Below are 21,892 nucleotides of genomic sequence, written 5' to 3'. Positions count from 1 at the left end.
CGGTGGATGAATACGATGTGGGGGAGGCTCGTGGAACATTCAAGCCATCTCCCGAACGCTGTGTTCAGCGCCTGGAAAACCTTGCCAGGCATGGCCTGGCACGACCGGGGCCGGGCATCACCCGGCCCGGTCAATCAATCGGCGGCCACCACCACCAGCGCCGGCCGCAGCAGGCGCTCGTTGAGCAGGTAGCCCTTCTGGAACACGGTCACCACGCTGCCCGGGGCGGCGCCCGGGGCCGGCACCTGGCTGATGGCCTGGTGGTGTTCCGGGTTGAACGGCTGGCCGGTCGGGTCCAGCAGGACCAGACCGTTGTCGGCGGCCACCTTCAGCAGCTGCTTGTAGGTCAGCTCCAGGCCTTCGCGCAGCGGGTGCGGGTCGTCGCCGGCGGCCTTCAGGCCGGCATCCAGGCTGTCGAACACCGGCAGCAGCTCGCCGAGCAGCTTCTCGTTGGCGAACTTGCGGGCCTGCTCGATGTCACGGGCCACGCGCTTGCGCTGGTTCTCCAGGTCGGCGCGCTCACGCAGCGCATCGGCCTTGATCTGCTCGACCTCGGCGCGCAGGCGCTCCACTTCGTCGTTGACGCCGGCGGCGGCAGCCGCATCAGCGGCACTCTGCTGGGATTCGATATCTGGCTGTTCGTGGTTCATGTCTGGGTCCCTGGCGGTCACTCTCCGCCTCCACCCACCCTAGTGTGGGCGGGATGCTGCGTTTCAAGCGTCGGATGTTCCGGGAGTGCGCCCGGCGGGTGAAAAGGCCGCGCCGAGCACATCGGCGGTGGCCTGCACCAGCGGGATCATGCGGTCGTAGGCCATCCGCTTGGGGCCGATCACGCCCAGCACGCCCAGCACCTGGCCGTTGGCGGTGTACGGGGCGGTGACCAGCGAGACGCCCTGCAGCGGCATCATCCCGGTCTCCTCGCCGATGAAGATGCGCACGCCCGGCGCCTGGATGGTCCGCTCCAGCAGCTGCAGGATCTCGCGCTTGCTGGAGAACAGCTCGAACAGTTCACGCAGGCGCTCCAGGTCGGACAGGTCCTGCACCCCCATCAGGCGGGTCTGGCCAGCCACCAGCATGTCGTCGGCCGCCGGCTGCAGGGCCTGCTCGGCCAGCTCGATGCTGTACGCCAGCAGCTGCTCCAGCTCGGACCGGGCGTCGCGCAGTTCCAGCAGCAGGCGGGTGCGGATCTCGGCCATCGGCAGGCCGGCGAAATGCGCATTGAGGTAGTTGGCCACCTGCTCCAGCTGGCCCGGCGCAAACTCCTGGCGGGTCTCGATGACCCGGTTCTGCACCTCGTTGTCGGCAAACACCAGGATCGCCAGCACCCGGCGCCCGTCCAGCGCCACGAAATCGATCTGGCGGAAGGCGAACTGCTCGCGCCGCGGCGCGCTGACCACGCCGACGAAGTGGCTCATGGCCGACAGCAGCTCCGAGGCGCTGCCGAGCAGGGCCTGGGTGCTGCCACCGCCGGCCAGTTCCTGGCGCAACCGGGCCAGCTCACCCTCACCCGGCGGCTGCATCTGCAGCAGGCTGTCGACGAACACCCGGTAGCCGTGTGCGGTCGGGACGCGCCCGGCCGAGGTGTGCGGCGAGGCCAGCAGCCCCAGGTCCTCCAGGTCGCCGAGGATGTTGCGGATGGTGGCCGGGCTGACCTCAAGGCCGGCCACGCGCGCCAGCGTCTGCGAGCCGACCGGCTCACCGTCCTGGATGTAACGCGCGATCAGCGTGCGCAGCAGATGGCGCGCACGCGGGGCAAGCTGGTCGGGAGAACCGTGCATGGAATCAACCTGTGAGACACGGACACTAGATAATGGCGGCGCATCACCTTGGCAAGTCATTGGACCTCCCTCGCCCACGTGCTAGCGTTGCGCGGCTGCTGATACCCCCTTACCCATGCTCAGACATCTTTCGATCAAGGATTTTGCCGTCGTCCGCGCCACCGAACTGGAGTTCGGGCCAGGCATGACCGTGGTTTCAGGCGAGACCGGCGCCGGCAAGTCGCTGATGGTCGACGCGCTGGGCTTCCTGTCCGGCCTGCGCGCCGACAGCGGCGTGGTCCGCCACGGCGCCGCGCGCGCCGAGCTTTCGGCCGAGTTCGCGCTGGACCAGCTGCAGGCCGCGCGCCAGTGGCTGGCCGACAACGAGCTGGACGACGAAGAACAATGCCAGCTGCGCCGCGTGATCCGTGCCGACGGCGGTTCGCGGGCGTGGATCAATGGCCGCCCGGTGACCCTGGCCCAGCTGGGCGACCTGGCCTCGTTGCTGGTGGAGATCCACGGCCAGCACGAACAGCAGGCCCTGCTGACGCGCCCGTCACAGCTGGCCCTGCTGGATGCCTATGCCGGCAACGAGAACGAGCGCCGCCAGGTGCGCCGCGCCGCGGCCGCATGGCAGGCACTGGTCGATGAATCGCTGGCGCTGTCGCAACAGGGCGACGTGAGTGACCGGATCGGCTTCCTGGAGCACCAGCTGCGCGAACTGGACCGCGAAGACCTGGAGCCGGAGTCGATCGTGGCGCTCGGTGCCAGCCATCGCCGCCAGGCCCACGCCAGCGCCCTGCTGAGCGCCTGCCAGGCCGCCAGCAACCAGCTCAACGGCGATGACGGGAGCTCCGCGCTGGACCTGCTGCAGCAGGTGCGCCACGAGCTGTCGCGCCTGATCGAACACGACCCGCGCCTGGGCGAGGTGGACGGCCTGATCGAGAACGCCTCGATCCAGCTGCATGAAGCCCTGTCGCTGCTGGACCGGGTGCACGACGACCTCGATGCCGACCCGGAGCAGTTCGAAGAGAACGAGCGCCGTCTCGGCCGCCTGCACGACCTGGCCCGCAAGCACCGCGTGCCAATGGACGAGCTGGGCGCGCAGCGCGAGCGCATGCACGCCGAAGTGGAGCAGCTGCGCGGCGCCGACGAACGCCTGCAGCGCCTGGCCGGCGAGATCGACAAGGCCGCCGCCGCCTGGCGTGTGCAGGCTGAAGTGCTGACCGCCAGCCGTCGCAGCGCTGCTGCCGAACTGTCGGCCACCACCACCGGCATCATCGCCGAGCTGGGCATGGGCGGCGGCCAGTTCCTGATCGAGCTGGAACCGCAGGACGCCGGCAAGCCGGACCCGCAGGGCGCCGAACGCGTGGAGTTCCTGGTCGCCGCCAACGCCGGCCAACCGCCGCGCGCCTTGCGCAAGGTCGCCTCGGGCGGTGAACTGTCGCGTATCTCGCTCGCTATCGAAGTGGCCGCGCTGGACCTGGATGCGGTGCCGACCATGGTGTTCGACGAGGTCGACTCCGGCATCGGTGGCGCCGTGGCCGACATTGTCGGCCAGAAGCTGCGCGCCCTCGGCGAGAAGCGCCAGGTGCTGTGCGTGACCCACCTGCCGCAGGTCGCTTCCAAGGGCCATGCCCATTACCGGGTCAGCAAGGCGCCGGTGGAAGGCATGACCCAGAGCGCAGTGGAAAAACTGGACAGCAAGGCGCGCGAGGAAGAGCTGGCACGCATGCTCGGCGGCGTGGAAGTGAGCAAGGAAGCGCGCGCCGCTGCGCGCAAGCTGCTGGCACATTGAGCCGAGCATAGGCTCGGCTCTACAGCCGCCCCCCCCAAAAAAAACGGAACCGACATGTAGAGCCGAGCCCACGCTCGGCTACGCGCACCGGCGCGGCGCATATCACCCCAACGGCCGCTCCAGATCCACGTTCTCCACCAGGTAATCCAGGAACGCGCGCACCCGCAGCGGCAGGTAGCCGCCCTGCCCCAGGAACACCGCGTGCACCTCTTCCAGGTCACCGGGATTGGCCTCCTCCAGCACCGGCAGCAGGCGCCCCGCGGCGATGTCCTCCTGCACCTGGAACGCCGCCAGCCGCGCCATGCCCAGCCCCCCCAGCACCAGCTGCCGCAGCGCGTTGCCGTTGCTGGCGCGGGCATTGCCACTGGGCAGCAGCATCCGTTCGCGACCGTCCTGCAGCAATGGCCAGCCCTGCATCGCCCGCGCGTGGCCGATGTCCAGCCGATTGTGCGACTGCAGCTCCTCAGCGTCGCGCGGCAGCCCATGCCGCTGCGCGTAGGCCGGCGCGGCCACGATCATCATCCGCGTCGCGCCCAGCCGCCGCGCCACCAAGCTGGAGCTCTTCAGCGGCCCGGCCCGCACCGCCACATCGGTACGTTGCTCCAGCAGGTCGATCACCTCGTCGTTGAGGGTCAGGTCCACGCCCACCTGCGGGTTGCGCTCCAGGAACGCCGGCAGCAGCGGTAACAGGAAATGCTGGCCGAACGGCACATTGGAGTTGACCCGCAGCCGTCCACGCGGCTCGGCGTGGGCACTGGCGCAGCGCTCGGCCTCCTCCAGGTCGGCCAGCACACGCAGGCCGCGCTCGTAGAACGCGCAGCCCTCCGGAGTCAGCTGCAGCTGGCGGGTGGAACGCTGCAGCAGGCGCGTCCCCAGCCGCTGTTCCAGCCGCGCCACCAGCTTGCTCACCGCCGACGGCGTCATGTCCAGGGTGCGGGCGGCGGCGGAGAAGCCACCGGTCTCGATCACCCGCACGAACACTTCCAGCTCGCCGGATCGGTTGATGTCAGGTCGCGCCATGGCAATGAATCCAGTTCACAGATGATTATCCATGCGCAGTCTAGTTCACAGATAACCACGGAATCACCATGGTGGTCCCTCCACCCGGGACCGCCCGATGAACCGCTTGAGCCACCTCACCGCCACCGCCCTGCTCGCCCTGTCCGGTGTCGCCAGTGCCGCATCCGCCCCGCACTGGGTTGCCAGCTGGCAGGCCAGCCCGCAACCGGTCTGGGGCGCGGATTTTCTATTCCCGACCCTGGTCCCGGCCACGTTGCATGACCAGACCTTCCGCCAGACCGCGCGCATCAGCCTGGGCGGGCCTCGGCTGCGGGTGCGGCTGAGCAATGCTTACGGCACCCAGCCGCTGCGGATCGGGGCAGCGAGCGTGGCTGCCCGGGCGGGGGACACACCGCAGCCGCTCAGTTTCGACGGCCAGCCCGGGGTGCTGATCTCCCCCGGGCAGGAACGGCTGAGCGACCCGCTGCCACTGGTCACGGATGACCGGCAGGCACTGCAGGTCAGTGTCTTCGTGCCGGGGCCGACGCCGGTGCAGACGTTCCATTGGGAAGGCCGCCAGACCAGTTGGACTGCGCCCGGCGACCAGAGCAGGGCCCAGGCTCTGAGCGCGGCCAGCAGCACCACTGCCCGCCTGTTCCTGGCCGGCATCGAGGTCGAGGCCGCCGCCCGCGCACGTAGCGTGGTGGTGATCGGCGACTCGATCACCGACGGCGCCACCGCCAGCCTCGACCAGGACCAGCGCTGGACCGACCACCTGGCCGCGCGTCTGGCACCGCGGGGCATCGCCGTGGTCAACGCCGGTATATCCGGGGGGCGGCTGCTGCGCGACGGCATGGGTGAGTCGGTTCTGGCCCGCTTGCAGCGCGATGCACTGGATCAGCCCGGCGTGGCCAGTGTGATCGTGCTGATCGGCATCAACGACATCAGCTGGCCTGGCACCGCGTTCGCCCGCAACCAGGCCCGGCCCACGCTGGCCGAACTACAGGCGGGGTATCGCGCCCTGGCCGAGCAGGCCCGAGGCCGAGGTATCCGGATCGTAGGCGCCACCCTGGCACCGTTCGCCGGCGCCCTGCCCGACACGCCGCTGGATGACTACTACCACCCGGACAAGGATGTCCTGCGCCGGCAGCTCAATGCGTGGCTGCGCACGGACAGCCCTTTTGACGCGGTGATCGACCTGGACGCCGCGCTGCGGGACCCGGCCGATCCGTCACGGATGGCGGCCGCCTACGACTCCGGTGACCACCTGCACCCGGGCGATGCGGGTAACCGGGCCATGGCCGAGGCGGTCGATCTTGAGGTGCTCATGGGGCCATCCACGCATGGCGTGGATCTACCGTAAGCAACGAAAAACCCCGGGCAAGCCCGGGGTTTCGTCGCACTACGGCTGGCCGGAACGGCTTACTTGCGCTTTTTGCGCACGTACAGCACCAGCGAGTGCTCTTCCAGCTCGTAGCCGTGGTCGGCAGCGATCTTGCGCTGCAGCTCCTCGATCTCGTGGCTCTCGAACTCGATGATCTTGCCGCTGTCCACGTCGACCATGTGGTCATGGTGGCCGCCACGGTCCAGCTCGTAGACGGCCTGGCCGCCTTCGAAATTGTGCTTGAGCACGAGACCGGCGGCCTCGAACTGGGTCAACACCCGGTAGACCGTCGCCAGGCCGATCTCGTCGCCATGCTCGAGCAGCTGGCGGTAGATATCTTCGGCGGTCATGTGGTGCTGGGCATTGCGCTGTTCAAGCAGCGCCAGGATCCGCATCCGTGGATGGGTCACCTTCAGGCCGACTTTTCGCAGGTCGTGGGTTTCCATAGGTCTCCGTTCATTGGCGATTTAGCGCCAGCTGCCTCGGATTGGGTCGCGGTGGCACGCCGGGAGTGTATCATCGGTTTGATTTCCCCAACCGCCAGTCCCGATGCGCAATCTCCTGTTGGTCGCCGCCGTCGCCCTGTCCACCACCGGGTGCGGCATCATCTACAAGCAACCCATCTATCAGGGCAACCTGATCCGGGAAGATGCCGTGGCCAAGCTGCAGGTCGGGCAGAGCAAGCAGCAGGTCACTGCGCTGCTGGGCACCCCGTCCATTCCGGACCCGTTCCACGCCCAGCGCTGGGACTACACCTCCAGCCAGCGCGTGAACCGCCTGGGCCGTACCGAGGTGAAGAACTTCACCGTGTTCTTCGACAATGACAACGTGACCCGCTGGGAAGGCGATTACTTCCCGGGTAACGACAAGGCCCTGGCCCAGCAGACCGTGCGCCAGTTCGGCCGCAATCTGCCGAAGGACAAGAAGAAGAAGGGTCGCTGACGCCCCCTGCCCGTCCGCACGGACGGGCGGCAGGAATCAACCGCCGAGCGCGCGACGTCGGCGGTTGTCCTTGGGGTCGGCCTGCAACGGGCGTAGCAGCTCGATGCGGTCGCCATCCAGCAGTACCTGCTGCGGGCGAGCCAGTACCCCATGCACGGCCGCCGCCGGGCAGCCGGCACTGCCTTCCAGCGCAGCAGCGGCAATGGCCTCGGCCACGGTCGCGCCCTCGTCCAGCTGCAACCGGCGCGAGAGCACCCGCTGCGGCCAGGCCAGCACCACCTCGACCTCGATCATTGCTCAGGCCTCGTCGGCAACGCGGATGAAGTCGTTGACCATGCGGTCGGCCAGGCTCTGGAAGCCCAACGCCAGCGCCGGCCCCAGCAGGCGCGAACTGGGCTCGAAGTCCAGGGTCAGGGTGACTTTGCAGGCATCTTCGGCCAGCGCATGGAACTCCCAGCGGCCATGCAGCTGCTTGAACGGGCCATCGCGCAGCTGCATGTCGATGCTGTGCGGGCGCTGCAGGGTGTTTTCAGTCTGGAACCAGGTGCTGAACGAGCCCAGGCCCAGATCCAGGCGCGCTACCAGTCGGTCCTCGCCCTGCTCCAGGATCTGGGCAGCCGAACACCAGCGGAAACGGCGCGGATAGGCCTGGACATCATTGACCAGGTCGAACATGCGCGCGGCCGAATGTTCGACCAGGGCGCTGCGGCGGATAGTAGGCATGAATACAGGACGTTTCGGCAATCGACCGGGCGGGCCCGAATCGGAGACAATACGGAAATGAGCAAGAACAGCGGCAAGGATAAAGCAAAGAGCGCGACGGCCAACAAAACCATCGCGTTGAACAAGCGTGCCCGCCACGAGTACCACATCGAAGACCGCTTCGAAGCCGGCCTGGCCCTGCAGGGCTGGGAGGTGAAGTCGATCCGTGCTGGCCGCGGCAACATCGTCGACGCCTACGCCTACGTGAAGGATGGTGAGATCTTCCTGATCGGCGCGCAGATCACGCCGTTGATCCAGGCCTCGACCCATGTCGTGGCCAACGACCGGCGCGATCGCAAGCTGCTGCTGCACCGGAGCGAGATCGACAAGCTGGTTGGCAAGGTCGAGCGCGATGGCTACACGATCGTGCCCACCGCGATGTACTGGAGCAAGAACAAGATCAAGCTCGAAGTCGCGCTGGCCAAGGGCAAGCAGACCCACGACAAGCGCGATGCCGCCAAGGACCGCGACTGGGCGATCGAGAAGCAGCGTGTCATGCGTCGCGGCAACCGCGACGCGTAAGGCGGTTGCGCATCACCCTGTAGGGTTGAGCCATGCTCGACTGCTTTGGCTTTCTGTAAAGCCGAGCCACGCTCGGCTTCGGAAAGAAGAGCAGCCGAGCGCAGGCTCGGCTCTACAAGACGCTGGTCACCCCGCCAGCATGCCCTGCCTGCGCACCCGCGGCGCCAGTGCCGCGTGCATCACCGCCAGGTGCATCACCACTGCCAGCTCCGGCGCGTAACGATCATCGCCCGAGCGCCACTGCTGGGCCAGCTGTGCGGCATCAGCCGGCAGCAACGCCAGCAGCTGGGCATCGTCCAGCGCGTCGGCCGCGCCCTGCAGCTGGCGGGCCATCTGTCGCGACTGCCACACGTGCACACCAATGCTCAGGCTGGCCAGCGACATCAGCACCACGGCCAGCCCGTGCTCGAACCACTGCGACAGCACTTCCGGCCCCCACAACAGGGCCGCCAGCACCGCCAGGCCCGGCAGGCGCCACCCCAGCCAATGGATGCGACCACGCTGCGACCAGTGCACCACCACCGCGCTGGCGACCAGTGCTGCAGCGGCCGTGGCCGGCAACTCGGTCACCCAGGTGGCCGCCAGCAGCACCGCCAGCACCGCCCATACCCAGCCCGGCGGCAACGCGCGTCGCTGGTAATCGGCTCCGACCGGCCCGATCAGCTGCCGCAGGCTGCGTTGTTGGCTTGCATCGGTCACCCACCGTCTCCGTGTCTGTCCTGGCCTGGATGGTCGTCGCCAGTGTGTCGCAAATTCGTGCCCACGAAGTTAGCAATCCGCTATGACAGACGCTCTACAACAAGTTGCGGATTGACAGGACGCGCGGCTCGCCCGCAGCACTCACCCCACTGACAGGTCCTTGCTGAGGAACACCCTGCATGTGCCGACCGGATCGCATGGCACCCGGCCGAACACGACCCATCCATGCTTCACATAGAAGTCGGGCGCCTGGAAGCTGAGGGTGTACAGCACGCCGGAACGGCAACCACGACGCCGTGCTTCATCCTCTGCGGCCTTCAGCACGCGCGATCCCAGCCCGTTGCCGCGATAGGCCGCTGGCAGATGGAACAGATCCACGAACCACAGGCCCAGTGAGGTTCGCCCGGTAAGGCCCCCCACCACCTCGCCACTGGCCGGATCGGTGACCAGCACCGCCAGCGTTCGCCGATCGGCGTAACCGGCAGCGTCAAGATTGAACTGATCCAAGCCAGTGCCAATCACCTCCAGCGCTTCGTCGCTGGGTGCATCCGTTACTGCAACGTCAAGCGTCATGGCGTCCTTCCAACGGTTCCACCTCAGGATTCTGGATGCTATCAAGCCTGCCCGCCCCTACGCCGGCCCGCTTCAACCTTCGGCGCTATTGCGGCCTGACTTGAGCACAGACCGATGCCGCTGCCTTCAACAACGGATCAGCCTGCAGCCCTGGTGCAGGACCTGTTGCCGGGAACGCTGCCGCGAGGGCCTTCGCCGCGAGGTCTGCATGTGGCTGGGTGTACCAGGACGATTCAGCCGACAACATGCCACCGCGCAGCTCATGCTCAAACCGATACTGCCCCAGTAGATCGCCAGGGGCTCTTCTCTGCGCCAGCGAACAGCCGGTCGACAAGCACGGCCGTAGCCTCATGATCCTGTGCCAAGGCAGAAGTGCGCCGGCGGAAGCCTGCGTAGGCGCCGAACAGTGCGGGGTCCCGTTCGTCCAGACCAAAGCGCTGCTGCCAGGCGTTCTTGTAGAGCGACGAGGTGTATCCCGGCAACCAATCCGGCAGGTTGTCGAGCAGGTTGAACAGGTCCAGCAAAGGGCTGTAGCCCACCTCCGCCGTCGGGCGCGGGGAATCGGTCGCTGCGGCGGGCCACGCCTGCATCGCCAGAACGGCTACGGCAAGCGCACCTGCCCATTCCAGCCACATCCTGCCGGGGCAGACGGAAACGACCATGAGACCCCGTGGAGTAGCGCCCAGAAATTCGAGCACGGCGTCCCGAGGGATGGCAACGCGCCAAACAGCAGGGGCCGGACGGTCACCCGCGTGACTGTTCTGGCAGCCGACCTCCGATCGGCAAACGCTCGCGTCTGCAATGACATTACTCCCCCCGGTCAATGAACAGAGCCGCGAGCCCGCGTGAAATACAGGAAAACAGACACCACCGACGACAAGAAGCTTGCCACATAGAGCAAGCCAGCCAGAACTGCAACAGGGATGTACAAATTAAAGTAAGGCGCGCTGTTTACAGCAAAAAAGGCCGCAAAGATTGGGGCGACAGACAAAAGCACCAACGCCGAAACGCTGGCGAAATATGCCCACCCCCTGCCGGAAGCGGGCAAGAGCGGGCATTGACATTGTCAAGACTGTCAAATGAAATAGAATCAGAACAACGAAAGTTTGCATACAAACCTTATTTCAATCCCGCAATACTGCACATACTCTTATAGCTACTCATTACAGCACCCGGATCCATTGCCCCGACCTTGCTCGAATAAGCTTGGAGCAATGCGGCCGACCTCGCGTCACCCAAATCACCGGCAACTGCGATTGAAGCGGCAATAGGGAATTCCATCCCGCCAGTCACAGCGCTGGTCCGTCCAAACAAGTATGCAGCGAAGGGGCTGGGATGAAATTTGAGAATCTCGGCAGCAGAAACCTGTGTATCAATCGCCAATTTCTGATATTCATCACGAGCAGCGGGCGAAGCCTGGAAAACCTCACTAATATTTTCAGCTCCAGAAGATGACACCAAGCTCTCAAGCTTAAACATCCCCCTATCGACATAAAAGGCTTTCGCCTTAACATCCCCCTGCCGAGCCCTATTGAGAAGCTCATCGTCCGTGAGATTTTTCGCGTCCAACCATTCTTTGGCAGAGGGGAAACCCAAAGCCTCTACCTCACGCATCGACCTTCCCTCCAGACCTGCGAAAATTCCATTGTATCGGATCGAGAGATCGGCCAAATATTCACGTTGCTCCGCAGATAGTGAAGAGTCACCATCCCACTTGAAAGTAGAGTTCCCGCTCTCCCCAAGCAATTTTTCAGATCCAGACCCAGAATCACTGGGACGCAGCTCAGCCTTGCTAGCTACCTGCTCCGCCGGCGGCCCACAAGCAATTAAAAGACCTGCTGATATCACTGAAACAATAGCGAACTTCGCGCCAAATTTAATGCTCATGGTGCACATCCATTTGCTTTCATGTCATGGACCCAGGCAGCACAAGTATTCTCACTAATCGCCTTTGCGTACGCTTCGTTTGATCCACTCGTAGTCGATACGGCCCCGTGATACATTCCTGCATAACCCATGCAAATATTGAAAGAGTCGGGATTCGACTGCCCTGAACAAGCGGACTCCATCGCTCCTCGGAATTGAACATCACAGGTACCTCGATGCATCGCACTGCCCCAACAGGCATCATGGCCATTACATGCAGCGAGAAAACTCACACCTGCAAACGGGGCATTCAGATCCCCCGAATAAGTTGACGAATTGGATTGCGAAAGCGCGCGCCCCAGAAACCAATTTGCACGAGGCCCAGTGCCACACCCATTTGGCACCCATCCAGGACTGAATCCAGGCACAGACGGTGGGGACCCGTAATCACAGTTTGCGGGGCGGCTTGCGCGCATCGCCCTGCAGACTTGCTGCTGATCGAGTTCCGGCAGCTCATCAGGATATCGCGCATGCTCCTCTAGAAACCGCTGATTGGCTGCGAATGACTCCTGATTCACTGCACCAGCACATGCGGTTCCGAGACAGCTAAACTGTCCCCCTCCCACTTTTGGCGCTGTGACCCTAACCGGCGGCAGAGTGACCGTCTGGGAGTAAGCCGAAAAAATACCGCGCTCGCCACCACTGCCAGCAATATACCTTTGCCCTTCATATGCACTCCTTTGCTTTAGTAGGCCCTCTTTAACATCCAGAACTCTAAGAACTCTCCTTGGACCAATTGCTGCCTTGCCTTCTCCACCAACAGCTGAACTCTTATCAATCCTGAACAATCGTGTCAACACGTGATTGGTGTAGCGGCCCTTCCATGCATGCTTTCGTCCCGTGGCTGCGATCCCCGAGGATGTCCCATCGATCCTGGCGGCCTGCCGCGAGGACCAGGTCCGTAATTACTGCCTGTTCAACTTCGCAACGGGTCTGCGCACCTCGGAAATGATCGGTCTTTGTTAGTCGGACATCGATTGGCGCAAGGGCACGGCCAATATCCGACGCGCCTGGGTCATGGGCAAGACGAAGGCCTCAAAGACCTAGCCCGGCATGTGTGAGGCGCAGCTGCTGCAGCCGACGATCGACGCCCTGAAGGCCCAGCGCACCCATACCGCCACCGTCGACGGATTCGTCCCCCACGACCCCAGGAGCAGTTCCACGCTCAGCGTCGGCGACAACGTGATGTGGGTGACCCGGCAGATGGAGCACCGGGACTGGACGATCACAGCCAAGAAGTATGGCCGATGGTCCCATCGATGGTTCCCGACGCCGGCGCCAGGGCGGCGGCTATCTGGGATCCGCTGAGGGCCCTCGTCAGCCCGGTGCTGGACACCGGTACCGAGGACTGAACAGCTCAGGCGCCTCGCAGTTGCGGGCGTGACTGTTCAGGAAGATTGCCGTAAGATCCGTTTCGTTGGGCAGGGTCAGTGTCAGCTTTTTTGCCGGCATTGGCCCCAAAGCCTTGCAGCACTTGAAGAAACCGGGGGTGCATTGGTTTCGACGGGGGTTGTGAAGTCGCCTGGCGCATGCCGAGGGGGTAGCTTTCCTCGTAAATCCAGCTGCAAAACTCTAGTTGCCAACGACGACAACTACGCTCCGGTCGCTCTCGCAGCCTAAAAACTGCGGTGCGTGACCTTCTGCCGACTTAGGCGGAGCCTCGAAACTGCTTGTGTCCATGCTCGCAGCGTAGAGTCATTATCATGGAATCGCGCTGGGCGGCTGCCTGTCAGTCCGGCACTAGAACACAACAGGCTGGTTCCCGGGTGCGCTTTGCACACCGTGCTGCTCGGGGATGAGATTCAACGGTGAGCTAAGCATGTAGTGCTGGGGATGGAGTGCCTCCGGACGGCGGTTCAATTCCGCCCACCTCCACCAACGAACGGTTCGTCAAGGACCGGAGAAGCCCGGAAATTCCACCAACGTGGGTTTCCGGGCTTTTTTATTGCCCGCCTCGCCTCGCCGCGGAGTTCACCGCCCAGGCGCAGTCGCGATTCGATGCCGTCAAGCAATGTCGACACCGCGCATCTTCTCTCACCTTCGACATCACTAAATCACTTCAGAATTTTCCCAGCCTCCCATTGGGGGGGATGTGTCCGCGAAGCCGTTCGTCCCTGGTCGCCATCAAGAGGAGACCACGGAGCACCCGCACCCTTCACATGAAGCCGCGCCCGAGGGGCACGGCCTGTTCGACACATCTTTCACAAAGGAACTGTATCCATGCGTACGTCGCTTCGGGTTTCCCTTGCCAGCGCCATCACCCTGGTTCTGGTCAGCGCCCCCGCCTTCGCCCAACCCACCGAACGGGTATGGACGCGAGGCATGGCCAGCAACGAGCAGTACAGCAGTTTCATCGTCAAGTACCGGGATGGCAGCAGCAAGCGCGTTTCGGCCACCACCGCACAGGATGCGCTGAAGAAGCGCCTCGGCATCCAGCAACGCAGCAAGCGCTCGATCGGCGCTGCGCCGGCCCCAGCCGTGACCCACCAGCGCCGCATGGGCGGTGGCGCCGACGTTGTCACCACGGACAAGGCACTGGATCTTCCGGAAGCGCAGATCCTGATGCAGCGCATCGCCGACGATCCGGACGTCGAGTATGTGCAGCCGAACTACATGATGAGCGCGTTCGCCACACCGAACGATCCGCGCTACGGCGAGCAGTGGCACTACAGCAATCCGACCAGTGGTGCGCGCCTGCCGGCCGCGTGGGACCGCTCCACCGGCCAGGGTGTGGTGGTGGCTGTGGTCGATTCGGGGTATCTGAACAACAACGACCTGCAGGCGAACCTGTTGCCGGGTTACGACATGATCTCGTCCACCCGCCCGTTCAGCGATTGGCAGTGCATCATCGGGGGAATGAATCCCGGCTGTGGTGGCTCCGACGATGGCGACGGACGCGACGCCGATGCCTTCGATGCCTCGGGCATTGCACACGGCACCCACGTCGCTGGGACGGTCGCGGCGGTGACCAACAACCAGATCGGCGTCGCCGGCGTGGCCTACAACGCGAAAGTGGTGCCGATACGCGTACTCGGCAACCAGGGCAATGGCGGTTCCGCCGACATCATCGACGGCATGCTCTGGAGTGCGGGTATCAACGTGCCCAATGTCCCGGCCAATGCCAACCCGGCTGAAGTCATCAATCTCAGCCTGGGCGGCCGCCGGGCCTGTTCGCCGGCCGAGCAGGATGCAATCGACGACATCACCGCGCAGGGCACGATCGTGGTGGTCGCCGCCGGCAACAGCAATCTGGATGTGTCCGAGTTTGCTCCGGCGAACTGCAAGGGCGTGATTGCGGTTGCCGCCAACGACCAGGGCGGTCGTCGTGCGTTCTACTCCAACTACGGCGCAGGCATCCACATCACCGCACCCGGTGGTGAAACCTGGTCCTGCCGTGCGTCGGTAGGCGAGTTCCTGCCATTGGCTACGCCGCCGAGCCAGAGCAACTGCGCACCGACCCGCCAGCATCCGGCACAGGGCATCCTGTCCACCGTGGGCAACAACGCCTTCGACTTCATGTCCGGCACCTCGATGGCGGCGCCGCACGTCGCCGGCATCGTCGCGCTGATGCAGGCGGTGGCGCCGGTGCCCAAGACCACCGACCAGGTCAAGGACATCCTGCGTCGCACTGCGCGCCCGATCGCCGCAGCAAACTGCCCGGGGGGTTGCGGGCCAGGCATTGTCGACGCCGCAGAAGCGGTGAAGGCGGCCAGCAACTGATGGCATGGCGCAGCGGCCCCGCAAGGTCGCTGCGCCTTCGTCGCGCATCCGATCTGTACACGCAGGCAACATCAGCAGGCCCATAATCCGGTTCCGCGCCCGGTGCCGGGCGCGCTGCTCCGTCACGTACAGAAGGACCTGCAATGAGAACCAGAAACACCGCGTTCGCCGTGGTCATGACCGCTCTGGCCGCGAGCTCGGCTACCCACGCAGCCCCGCCGCCTGCCATCGCCCCCGCCGGCACCGCAACGCTGGAGGCCCTGCTGGCCTGCAAGGCAGGTTCGAACTTCAGCGAAGCCGAGGCCATCGATGCCCTGCAGGCAGCCGGCCTGGCCAGGAAGCCTGGCGGCACGTTCGAGCCGGAAACCACGCCAGTCGCCCTGTTGGGCGGTACCGTCACCCATGCCGATGTGAATGTCGCCGAGGGCGAGAAGAGCGTCTTCGTCTACTTGAACGGTGTCGATCCGAAGCGCCTCGCCAAGACCTGGTCGGTGACCACGGTCAACGAATACGCCAACACCGAAGAGCCCTCGTACGTGAAGCGCATCGACAAGCGCCACACCCTGCACGTGATTGCCGGTGACGATTACGAAGGTTATTCCGCCGCCGTGAAGTGCCAGATCGCGCCGTAACGGCCTGACCCGCGCTACAGCCAGCGTCGTACTCGCTGGCGGAAGGCTGCGTACGCCCCAGGAAAGCGGGCCGACAGTGCCCGCTCTTCCGGTACGATCTGCCACCGGTTGATGTACAGCACGAACAGCGGCACAGCCAGCAGTGCGGCCAGGTTCTGCAGGTACAGCATGGCACCTGCCAGGACAGTGGCCTGCCCCAGATACATCGGGTTGCGCGTGTAGCGGTACACGCCGTGCGTGACCAGCACGCTCGACGCCGCCGGCCGCAAGGGGTTGACCGTGGTGCCCACGCGCCGGAAGGCCAGCTTCGGCAGCAGGTTCAAGACCACGCCGAAGACCATCACCAGACCCGCAAGCAACTCAGGCATCGGTAGCTGCAACGCCCCGCCCGGCTGCCATCGGCTGCCCATATAACCGATGGCGGCACACAACAGCATCGCAAGAGGCGGAGGAACACGGGTCTCAAGCCATCGCATCGCAGCCCCGCGTTCATCCTGTTCACCCCAGTGTCACACGGAAATGCCTGAATCGCCCGGTTGGCGGCACTTCCGCACTCCAAACCGACCGCCCGGTATCTTCCGCTTTGACATGCCGACCGCTAGAGTGGCGCCACCGCGCAGGAGGATCGTATGGCAACCACGGGCTTGGGCTTCATCGGCCGCACGACCCTCATCATCACCGTGTTGCTCACCCTGGGCGGCTGCGCCACGTTGCGCCAGTTCGGGCCGTCGGTGCAGGTGGCCTCGGTCAGCCCCGGCCAGTACATCGCCCTGAAGCGCGGCGACATCCTCACCACCGGCAAGCTCAGTTCGGCCACCATGGAAACCCTGCGCGTGGCCGGTCTCGACGAAGGCGTCTGCGCCAAGCCTGGCCTGCCCTGCATCGAGGCCATGGAAGGCAGCATCGTGGTGCGCGAGGAGGACAAGCGCTCAAGCCTGGCCGAGCTCTGGCTGCAGTATGCGATGACCCTGCCCGCGCCCAAGCGCGAGTACTCCACCTCCGGCCGTGCCAAGAGTGCGATCACCGAACTGGATGCCGACTTCCAGCCGCGCCTGGACGCGTGGATGCAGGTCGCGCGGCAGGCCTACGCCTACCTGTTCTTCACCGAGCGAACGGCCAACCAGCGCGGTTTCGAAGACCGCCAGACCCAGGTGCGCGACTACTACAACCTGGCCGTGCAGGAAGCCTCGGTGCAGTTGTACAACGCGTATGCCACCGGGCGCGTGCACAGCCAGGCCAGTCATTTCCAGCTGGGCCGCTGGACCTTCGTGCTGGCACCTTCAGGCGAGGCATCGCCGCTGGATACGCGTACCCCCACCGAACTGGTACCGGCGGCCTCGCTGTCGTTCACCGGCACGCTGCGCAGCGTGCATCGCCGCGATGGCTTCGGTGCCGAACTGGTGGCCGTGATGGAGGATCCGGCCGCCACCACCGCCACCACCGCCACCACGCCGCCGGCCACAACACCCGCCGCGCAGGCCGCCACACCGGTGACGCAGAGCTGGAGCGAGATGCCGTCGCCATCGATGACGGTACTGCTGCGCTTCTCCGGAAAGAACCTGTGGGAAGTGCTGCACGACGACGAGCCGGAACTGGAGATCCACGATCCCTACCAGGTCACGGAAGTCACCCTGCATGGGCAGCAGGTGCCATTGGCCGCGAACTTCACCGCAGGCTACGCATTGTGGCTGGCGCGCTCCAACTTCAGCCACCAGTCGCTGCGCTCGCTGTTCGGCGGCAAGGGCGGCATCGACACGCCGCATCTGTACATGATGCAGCCCTACGATCCGAACCGCCGCGTGCTGCTGATGATCCATGGCCTGGCCAGCAGTCCGGAAGCCTGGGTCAACGTCGCCAACGAGCTGATGCGCGACGACGAGATCCGCCAGGACTTCCAGGTCTGGCAGTTCTACTACCCCACCAACATGCCCATCGCGATGAGCCACGATTCGATGCGCCACACGCTGGATGAGGTGTTCAAGCATTTCGACCCCAGCGGCAAGGCGCAGGCTTCGCATGACATGGTGCTGGTCGGGCATAGCATGGGTGGGGTGATCGCGCGGCTGATGATCTCCTCTTCCGGCGATCATCTGGTCGACACCCTGCTGGAGACTGCGCAGATGACGCCGGCACAGCGTGAACTGCTGCGTACCAAGGGCGCACCGGTACTGACCTTCCTGCCGGAGCCGGAAGTATCGCGCGTGGTATTCATCGCCACGCCACACCGCGGCACCGATGTGGCGGGCACCCGCCTGGGCCGCTGGATCGGTCGCCTGGTGCGGTTGCCGCTGACCGTGCTGGAAGACGTCGCCACCATCGCCAACGACGGCCAGATCGATCGCAACGACGGCAAGCACGGCTACCAGATGAACAGCATCCAGAATCTGGACAAGGACGATCCCTTCGTCCGCGCCGTGGCCGGCCTGCCGATGTCGCCGAAGGTGCACTACCACTCGATCATCGCGCGGGCCAAGGCCGATGGTCCGCTGGAAAAGACCGACGACGGGCTGGTGCCCTACTGGAGCTCGCACCTGCCGCACGCGGATTCGGAGAAGGTGATCGTGTCCGGGCACAGCGTGCAGGAAGCCACGCCGGCCATCGTCGAACTGCGGCGGATCCTGCATGAAGACATGCAGGAACACGACCGGCAGAACAAGTAACGCACAGCGTGGCGGCATCACGGCAGCGGTATCCGGGCTGACCGGGACACCGCCACCGCGGCAAGACCGGGAAACTCAGCCTTGTCCGTCGGACGCAGCTTCGGTGATCAGTTCGGCCACCGCTACCGGCTGCGATGCCAGCGATGCATGACTGGCATCCAGCGTGATGCTGGCACGTGGCTGCATGCGCGCCGCCATGCGCCGCTGGTTGTCAGGGTGAATCATGTGGTCAGCGCTGGAGACCTGGTACCAGCTCGGCTTGTGCCGCCACGCCGGATCACTGACGGCATCACCGAACGTGCTCGCCAGCGGCGCCTTCTGGGTGACCGCCATCACCCGCGCCTCGTCGGCCTGCAGGTCCTGGCAGAAACTCTCGTGGAATTTGCCGGGTTGCAGCCACAGGTAGCCGTCGCTGTCCGGCGCCAGATTGGCCGCCGCCTGCGGCAGCTGTTGCTGGGTGATGCCGCCAGGGCTCTCGCCCGCATCCGGCGCGAACGCGGCGATGAAGACCAGGCCGGTCACGTTGGGTTCGTTTCCGGCTTCGGAGATCACCGCGCCCCCATACGAATGGCCGACCAGCAGCACCGGCCCCGCAACCTGGCGGATCATGCGCCGGGTCCGCTCCGCGTCGTCGGCCAGCGACGTCAACGGCAGCTCCACGGCATGCAGATCGTGGAAGCCCCGGCGATCAAGCTCCAGGATCACCTTGGCCCAATGCGCGGCGCCGCCCCAGAAACCATGAACCAGAATGATGCTTGGCTTGCTCATCTTGCAGAACTCCTCACTTGGATGGGATCGTTGCCCGACAGCCATCAGCGCTGCCTGAAGCCACCCGACCAGACTACGGATCGCCCCTGCCAGCGGCGATGCACGGACTCCTGAAAACCATGCCAAGGCTCCACACCACCGAATCGCTTCAGGCCGGCTCCGACGCCTTGTTTGCGATCTTCCAGGCCTCGCGCATGCACGGCGGCGACATCACCCGCCACGTCGTGCAGCCCGGTGGATCCCGCATCATTGCCGAGGGGCGCGGCTGCTTCCATTTCATCGAACAGAGCACGGCACGCCTGCATGCGGATGCCGCGGTGGTGCCCCTGCAGACCGGCGAGCTGCTGTTGATGCCGCATGGCCGGACACATCGCATCGACTGTGCCGGCGACGCCCCGCAACCTGCCCATCTGACCACGGCATCCTTTGGATTTGATGGCCCGGGCAGCCAGCTGCTGCTTGATGCCCTGCCCGGCTGGCTGCATGTTCCCGGGGTTGACCGGATGCCGAACGGATTTCCCGCCAGCTCAGCCGATTGGGTGGCGGTAACCCTGGGCGCAATCCAGGTTGAAGCGGCCCGGCCCACGCTGGGTAGTGGGCTGATGCTGTCACGCCTGCTGGACCTGTTGTTTGTCTGGACGCTGCGCTACTGGCTGGGAACCTCCAGCCCCCACAACTGCCAGCGTCTGCACGCACTGGCCGACCCATTGATCGGGCGGGCACTGGCGTTGATGCAGGCACACCCCGCACAGGCATGGACGGTCGAGTCCCTGGCGGCAAGCCTGAATCAGTCCCGCTCGAACTTCGCGCAGCGGTTCAGCCTGGCCACCGGCATGTCACCGATGCGTTATCTCGCTGGATCGCGATTGCAGCTGGCCGCGGAGCTGCTGCGCAGCGGAAACCGGCGGGTTTCGCAGATCGCCGGAGACGTCGGGTATCTCTCCGAACCAGCATTCAGCCGTGCGTTCCGCCGTGCTTTCGGCATGAGCCCGAATGCCTGGCGTCAACAGATGGCAGCGTCGCGCGAATAAGGGGAAAACCCTCATCGCGCCTGCGCATCAGCCCTTCTATGCTGGCTCCACTACCCCACTGGAGGTCCGCATGAACACGCAAGAGCCCAGCCGCCATCCCAGCCCCGATCCGGCCGAGCGCGACGCCTTCTTCCCGTCTCCGTACTCGCTGTCACAGTTCACGTCGGCGAAGAGCGACCTGTCCGGTGCCGACTATCCCGACGCGCGCCGCGACGGCCGCTGGAAGGTGCTGATGATCGCTGCGGACGAACGCTATCTGCCCACTGCCAACGGCCACCTGTTCTCCACCGGCAACCATCCGGTGGAAACCCTGCTGCCGATGTACCACCTGGACAAAGCCGGCTTCGACATCGATGTGGCCACGCTGTCCGGCAATGCCGCGAAGTTCGAGTGGTGGGCGTTCCCGCGCGAGGACAAGGAGATCGGCGGACTGTACGACCGCTACGAGGCCCGCTTCCGCCAGCCACTGCCGTTGGATGAGGTGGTGGCAGGCCTCGATGCCGCATCGGATTATGCAGCCGTGTTCATTCCCGGTGGCCATGGCGCCCTTATCGGATTGCCGCAGAGTCGCGCGGTAAAGGCAGCCCTGCGCTGGGCGATGGCCGAGCAACGCCACATCATCACCCTCTGCCATGGTCCGGCCGCGTTGCTGGCCGCAGGCGTCGACGAGGCCGACGGTGGTTCGCTGTTCCGCGGCTACCGCATCTGTGCCTTCCCCGATGCAATGGACCGGCAGACGCCGGAGATCGGCTACATGCCCGGGCAGCTGCCGTGGTTCTTCGGTGAACGCCTGGCGCAGCAGGGCGTGCAGATCGTCAATGACGGCATCGATGGCAGCGTGCTGCAGGACCGCCTGCTGCTGACCGGCGACAGCCCGCTGGCCGGCAATGCGCTGGGCAAGCTGGCCGCGCGCACGCTGCTCGACGCACTGGCCGGACGCTGACCGGGATGGGCGATCTGGTGCAGGCGTTGCTGGAACTGGAACGCGCTCGCTCACTGAGTGCGGTGGGCGCGGTACTGCGCAGCATCTCTGCACCGCTCGGCTACGACCGCGTGCTGGTGTTCGCCACCGGCACGGGGTTGGAGCGCGGTACCCAGCGCGTGTACTGGATCGAGGGCGACTGGTTCGGCGACGGCAGCAGTACCGACCTCGCGCGCTACCTGCACGCCTGTCCGGTCAATCGCCACGTGCTGGACAGTGACGCGCCGTTCTTCTGGAGCAAGCGCCAGGGCGTTCGCGGCGAACGCTATCAGGTGGTGAAGCAGCCTCGTGGTGAAGGCCTGCACGGCCTGCAGGTGCCGGTGTTCGGCACCACCGGCCTGGAAGGCGCGATCAGTTTTCCCGGGACAGCGATCGATGCATCGGCCAGCGCGCGGCTGCTGCTGGATGCTGCTGCAGCTGCAGCATTCCGTGCCGCACGCCGGCTTGCAGAGACACCCAGCGAACTTTCCGGAAGTACGTTGAGCACGCGCGAACGCGAGGTGCTGCGCTGGGTCGCCGCCGGCCGTCGCCAGGCGGAGATCGCGGCCACGCTGGGGCTGTCCGCACGTACGGTTGAAAACCATCTGCGTCGCGCGCGCCAGCGCCTAGGCGTGGCAACCACCGCGCAGGCAGTGCGTGCTGCCAGCCGCCGCGGTGAGATCGAAGACTGATCGCAGCAAGGCACTTCCGGCGGTCGGGTTCACGTGTTACACACGCCATGCGCATGTGCGCGATTG

At 65.2% G+C, this 21,892-nt stretch carries 22 protein-coding genes and 1 other RNA gene; 11 read left to right on the top strand and 12 right to left on the bottom strand.

Annotated features, from left to right (window positions below; genetic code table 11):
• Nucleotides 1-134 precede the first annotated feature (134 nt).
• On the bottom strand, nucleotides 135-650 hold the full coding sequence (gene grpE / locus ACW5IY_RS09215; protein WP_010484465.1) for a nucleotide exchange factor GrpE: 516 nt from the start codon (nucleotides 648-650) through the stop codon (nucleotides 135-137).
• A 63-nt stretch (nucleotides 651-713) separates the two neighbouring features.
• Nucleotides 714-1,778, bottom strand: coding sequence for a heat-inducible transcriptional repressor HrcA (hrcA, locus tag ACW5IY_RS09210; RefSeq protein WP_049434939.1), 1,065 nt, complete (start codon nucleotides 1,776-1,778; stop codon nucleotides 714-716).
• A 115-nt stretch (nucleotides 1,779-1,893) separates the two neighbouring features.
• On the opposite strand from hrcA, the gene recN reads away from it, so the two are divergent.
• The gene (gene recN, locus ACW5IY_RS09205; RefSeq protein WP_049434938.1) at nucleotides 1,894-3,555 is read left to right on the top strand and encodes a DNA repair protein RecN; all 1,662 of its coding nucleotides are present in this window, start codon (nucleotides 1,894-1,896) and stop codon (nucleotides 3,553-3,555) included.
• 102 nt (nucleotides 3,556-3,657) lie between these two features.
• On the opposite strand, the gene ACW5IY_RS09200 is transcribed toward recN, so the two are convergent.
• The gene (locus ACW5IY_RS09200; protein ID WP_049434937.1) at nucleotides 3,658-4,575 is read right to left on the bottom strand and encodes a LysR family transcriptional regulator; all 918 of its coding nucleotides are present in this window, start codon (nucleotides 4,573-4,575) and stop codon (nucleotides 3,658-3,660) included.
• 97 nt (nucleotides 4,576-4,672) lie between these two features.
• Between ACW5IY_RS09200 and ACW5IY_RS09195 the strand changes: the two genes are divergently transcribed.
• Complete coding sequence (locus ACW5IY_RS09195) at nucleotides 4,673-5,917, top strand: SGNH/GDSL hydrolase family protein (protein ID WP_049434936.1); 1,245 nt, start codon at nucleotides 4,673-4,675, stop codon at nucleotides 5,915-5,917.
• 59 nt (nucleotides 5,918-5,976) lie between these two features.
• Here the strand turns inward: ACW5IY_RS09195 and fur are convergent, their stop codons facing one another.
• Nucleotides 5,977-6,384 carry a ferric iron uptake transcriptional regulator gene (fur, locus tag ACW5IY_RS09190; RefSeq protein ID WP_005409235.1) on the bottom strand — a complete coding sequence of 136 codons (408 nt, stop codon included), beginning with the start codon at nucleotides 6,382-6,384 and terminating at the stop codon, nucleotides 5,977-5,979.
• A gap of 103 nt (nucleotides 6,385-6,487) precedes the next feature.
• Here fur and ACW5IY_RS09185 point away from each other — a divergent pair, with 103 nt between their 5' ends.
• A complete protein-coding gene (locus ACW5IY_RS09185) occupies nucleotides 6,488-6,880 on the top strand; it encodes an outer membrane protein assembly factor BamE (RefSeq protein WP_010484453.1) in 393 nt (130 codons plus the stop codon).
• Between the two features lie 36 nt (nucleotides 6,881-6,916).
• On the opposite strand, the gene ACW5IY_RS09180 is transcribed toward ACW5IY_RS09185, so the two are convergent.
• The gene (locus ACW5IY_RS09180) at nucleotides 6,917-7,174 is read right to left on the bottom strand and encodes an RnfH family protein (RefSeq protein ID WP_010484451.1); all 258 of its coding nucleotides are present in this window, start codon (nucleotides 7,172-7,174) and stop codon (nucleotides 6,917-6,919) included.
• A 3-nt stretch (nucleotides 7,175-7,177) separates the two neighbouring features.
• Nucleotides 7,178-7,603, bottom strand: coding sequence for a type II toxin-antitoxin system RatA family toxin (locus ACW5IY_RS09175; protein WP_010484449.1), 426 nt, complete (start codon nucleotides 7,601-7,603; stop codon nucleotides 7,178-7,180).
• 57 nt (nucleotides 7,604-7,660) lie between these two features.
• On the opposite strand from ACW5IY_RS09175, the gene smpB reads away from it, so the two are divergent.
• The gene (gene smpB, locus ACW5IY_RS09170; protein WP_010484447.1) at nucleotides 7,661-8,164 is read left to right on the top strand and encodes an SsrA-binding protein SmpB; all 504 of its coding nucleotides are present in this window, start codon (nucleotides 7,661-7,663) and stop codon (nucleotides 8,162-8,164) included.
• A gap of 126 nt (nucleotides 8,165-8,290) precedes the next feature.
• Here smpB and ACW5IY_RS09165 read toward each other — a convergent pair whose 3' ends face one another.
• From ACW5IY_RS09165 to ACW5IY_RS09150, 4 genes are all read right to left on the bottom strand, one after another.
• On the bottom strand, nucleotides 8,291-8,863 hold the full coding sequence (locus tag ACW5IY_RS09165; protein WP_049434935.1) for a hypothetical protein: 573 nt from the start codon (nucleotides 8,861-8,863) through the stop codon (nucleotides 8,291-8,293).
• Nucleotides 8,864-9,004: 141 nt separating this feature from the next.
• Nucleotides 9,005-9,436 carry a GNAT family N-acetyltransferase gene (locus ACW5IY_RS09160; RefSeq protein WP_049434934.1) on the bottom strand — a complete coding sequence of 144 codons (432 nt, stop codon included), beginning with the start codon at nucleotides 9,434-9,436 and terminating at the stop codon, nucleotides 9,005-9,007.
• A 266-nt stretch (nucleotides 9,437-9,702) separates the two neighbouring features.
• Nucleotides 9,703-10,098 carry a hypothetical protein gene (locus tag ACW5IY_RS09155; RefSeq protein ID WP_239682908.1) on the bottom strand — a complete coding sequence of 132 codons (396 nt, stop codon included), beginning with the start codon at nucleotides 10,096-10,098 and terminating at the stop codon, nucleotides 9,703-9,705.
• A gap of 457 nt (nucleotides 10,099-10,555) precedes the next feature.
• Nucleotides 10,556-11,323: a hypothetical protein gene (locus ACW5IY_RS09150; RefSeq protein ID WP_152906263.1), complete on the bottom strand. Its 768-nt coding sequence runs from the start codon at nucleotides 11,321-11,323 to the stop codon at nucleotides 10,556-10,558.
• A gap of 1,524 nt (nucleotides 11,324-12,847) precedes the next feature.
• Between ACW5IY_RS09150 and ssrA the strand changes: the two genes are divergently transcribed.
• The 3 genes from ssrA (at nucleotide 12,848) to ACW5IY_RS09135 (ending at nucleotide 15,714) form a co-directional block, all read left to right on the top strand.
• Nucleotides 12,848-13,240, top strand: a transfer-messenger RNA (tmRNA) gene (gene ssrA, locus ACW5IY_RS09145).
• 342 nt (nucleotides 13,241-13,582) lie between these two features.
• A complete protein-coding gene (locus ACW5IY_RS09140) occupies nucleotides 13,583-15,082 on the top strand; it encodes a S8 family serine peptidase (protein ID WP_230080556.1) in 1,500 nt (499 codons plus the stop codon).
• Nucleotides 15,083-15,225: 143 nt separating this feature from the next.
• Entirely contained in the window at nucleotides 15,226-15,714 is a 489-nt protein-coding gene (locus ACW5IY_RS09135) for a hypothetical protein (RefSeq protein WP_049434930.1), read from the top strand.
• A 14-nt stretch (nucleotides 15,715-15,728) separates the two neighbouring features.
• Here the strand turns inward: ACW5IY_RS09135 and ACW5IY_RS09130 are convergent, their stop codons facing one another.
• Entirely contained in the window at nucleotides 15,729-16,190 is a 462-nt protein-coding gene (locus tag ACW5IY_RS09130) for a methyltransferase family protein (protein WP_049434929.1), read from the bottom strand.
• A gap of 153 nt (nucleotides 16,191-16,343) precedes the next feature.
• On the opposite strand from ACW5IY_RS09130, the gene ACW5IY_RS09125 reads away from it, so the two are divergent.
• Complete coding sequence (locus ACW5IY_RS09125) at nucleotides 16,344-18,374, top strand: esterase/lipase family protein (protein ID WP_049434928.1); 2,031 nt, start codon at nucleotides 16,344-16,346, stop codon at nucleotides 18,372-18,374.
• 75 nt (nucleotides 18,375-18,449) lie between these two features.
• On the opposite strand, the gene ACW5IY_RS09120 is transcribed toward ACW5IY_RS09125, so the two are convergent.
• Nucleotides 18,450-19,142, bottom strand: coding sequence for an alpha/beta hydrolase (locus ACW5IY_RS09120; protein ID WP_049434927.1), 693 nt, complete (start codon nucleotides 19,140-19,142; stop codon nucleotides 18,450-18,452).
• A gap of 98 nt (nucleotides 19,143-19,240) precedes the next feature.
• Between ACW5IY_RS09120 and ACW5IY_RS09115 the strand changes: the two genes are divergently transcribed.
• The 3 genes from ACW5IY_RS09115 to ACW5IY_RS09105 all read left to right on the top strand — a co-directional run bounded on the left by ACW5IY_RS09115 (nucleotide 19,241) and on the right by ACW5IY_RS09105 (nucleotide 21,826).
• Nucleotides 19,241-20,173 carry a cupin domain-containing protein gene (locus ACW5IY_RS09115; protein ID WP_239682909.1) on the top strand — a complete coding sequence of 311 codons (933 nt, stop codon included), beginning with the start codon at nucleotides 19,241-19,243 and terminating at the stop codon, nucleotides 20,171-20,173.
• 70 nt (nucleotides 20,174-20,243) lie between these two features.
• Complete coding sequence (hchA, locus tag ACW5IY_RS09110) at nucleotides 20,244-21,116, top strand: glyoxalase III HchA (RefSeq protein ID WP_049434925.1); 873 nt, start codon at nucleotides 20,244-20,246, stop codon at nucleotides 21,114-21,116.
• Between the two features lie 5 nt (nucleotides 21,117-21,121).
• Entirely contained in the window at nucleotides 21,122-21,826 is a 705-nt protein-coding gene (locus ACW5IY_RS09105) for a PA1136 family autoinducer-binding transcriptional regulator (RefSeq protein WP_049434924.1), read from the top strand.
• The last annotated feature ends 66 nt before the right edge of the window (nucleotides 21,827-21,892 follow it).

Source organism: Stenotrophomonas sp. C-A (assembly GCF_054030835.1).
The sequence above is the reverse complement of the archived record's forward strand: the minus strand, read 5'-3'. Positions and strand labels throughout refer to the sequence as shown.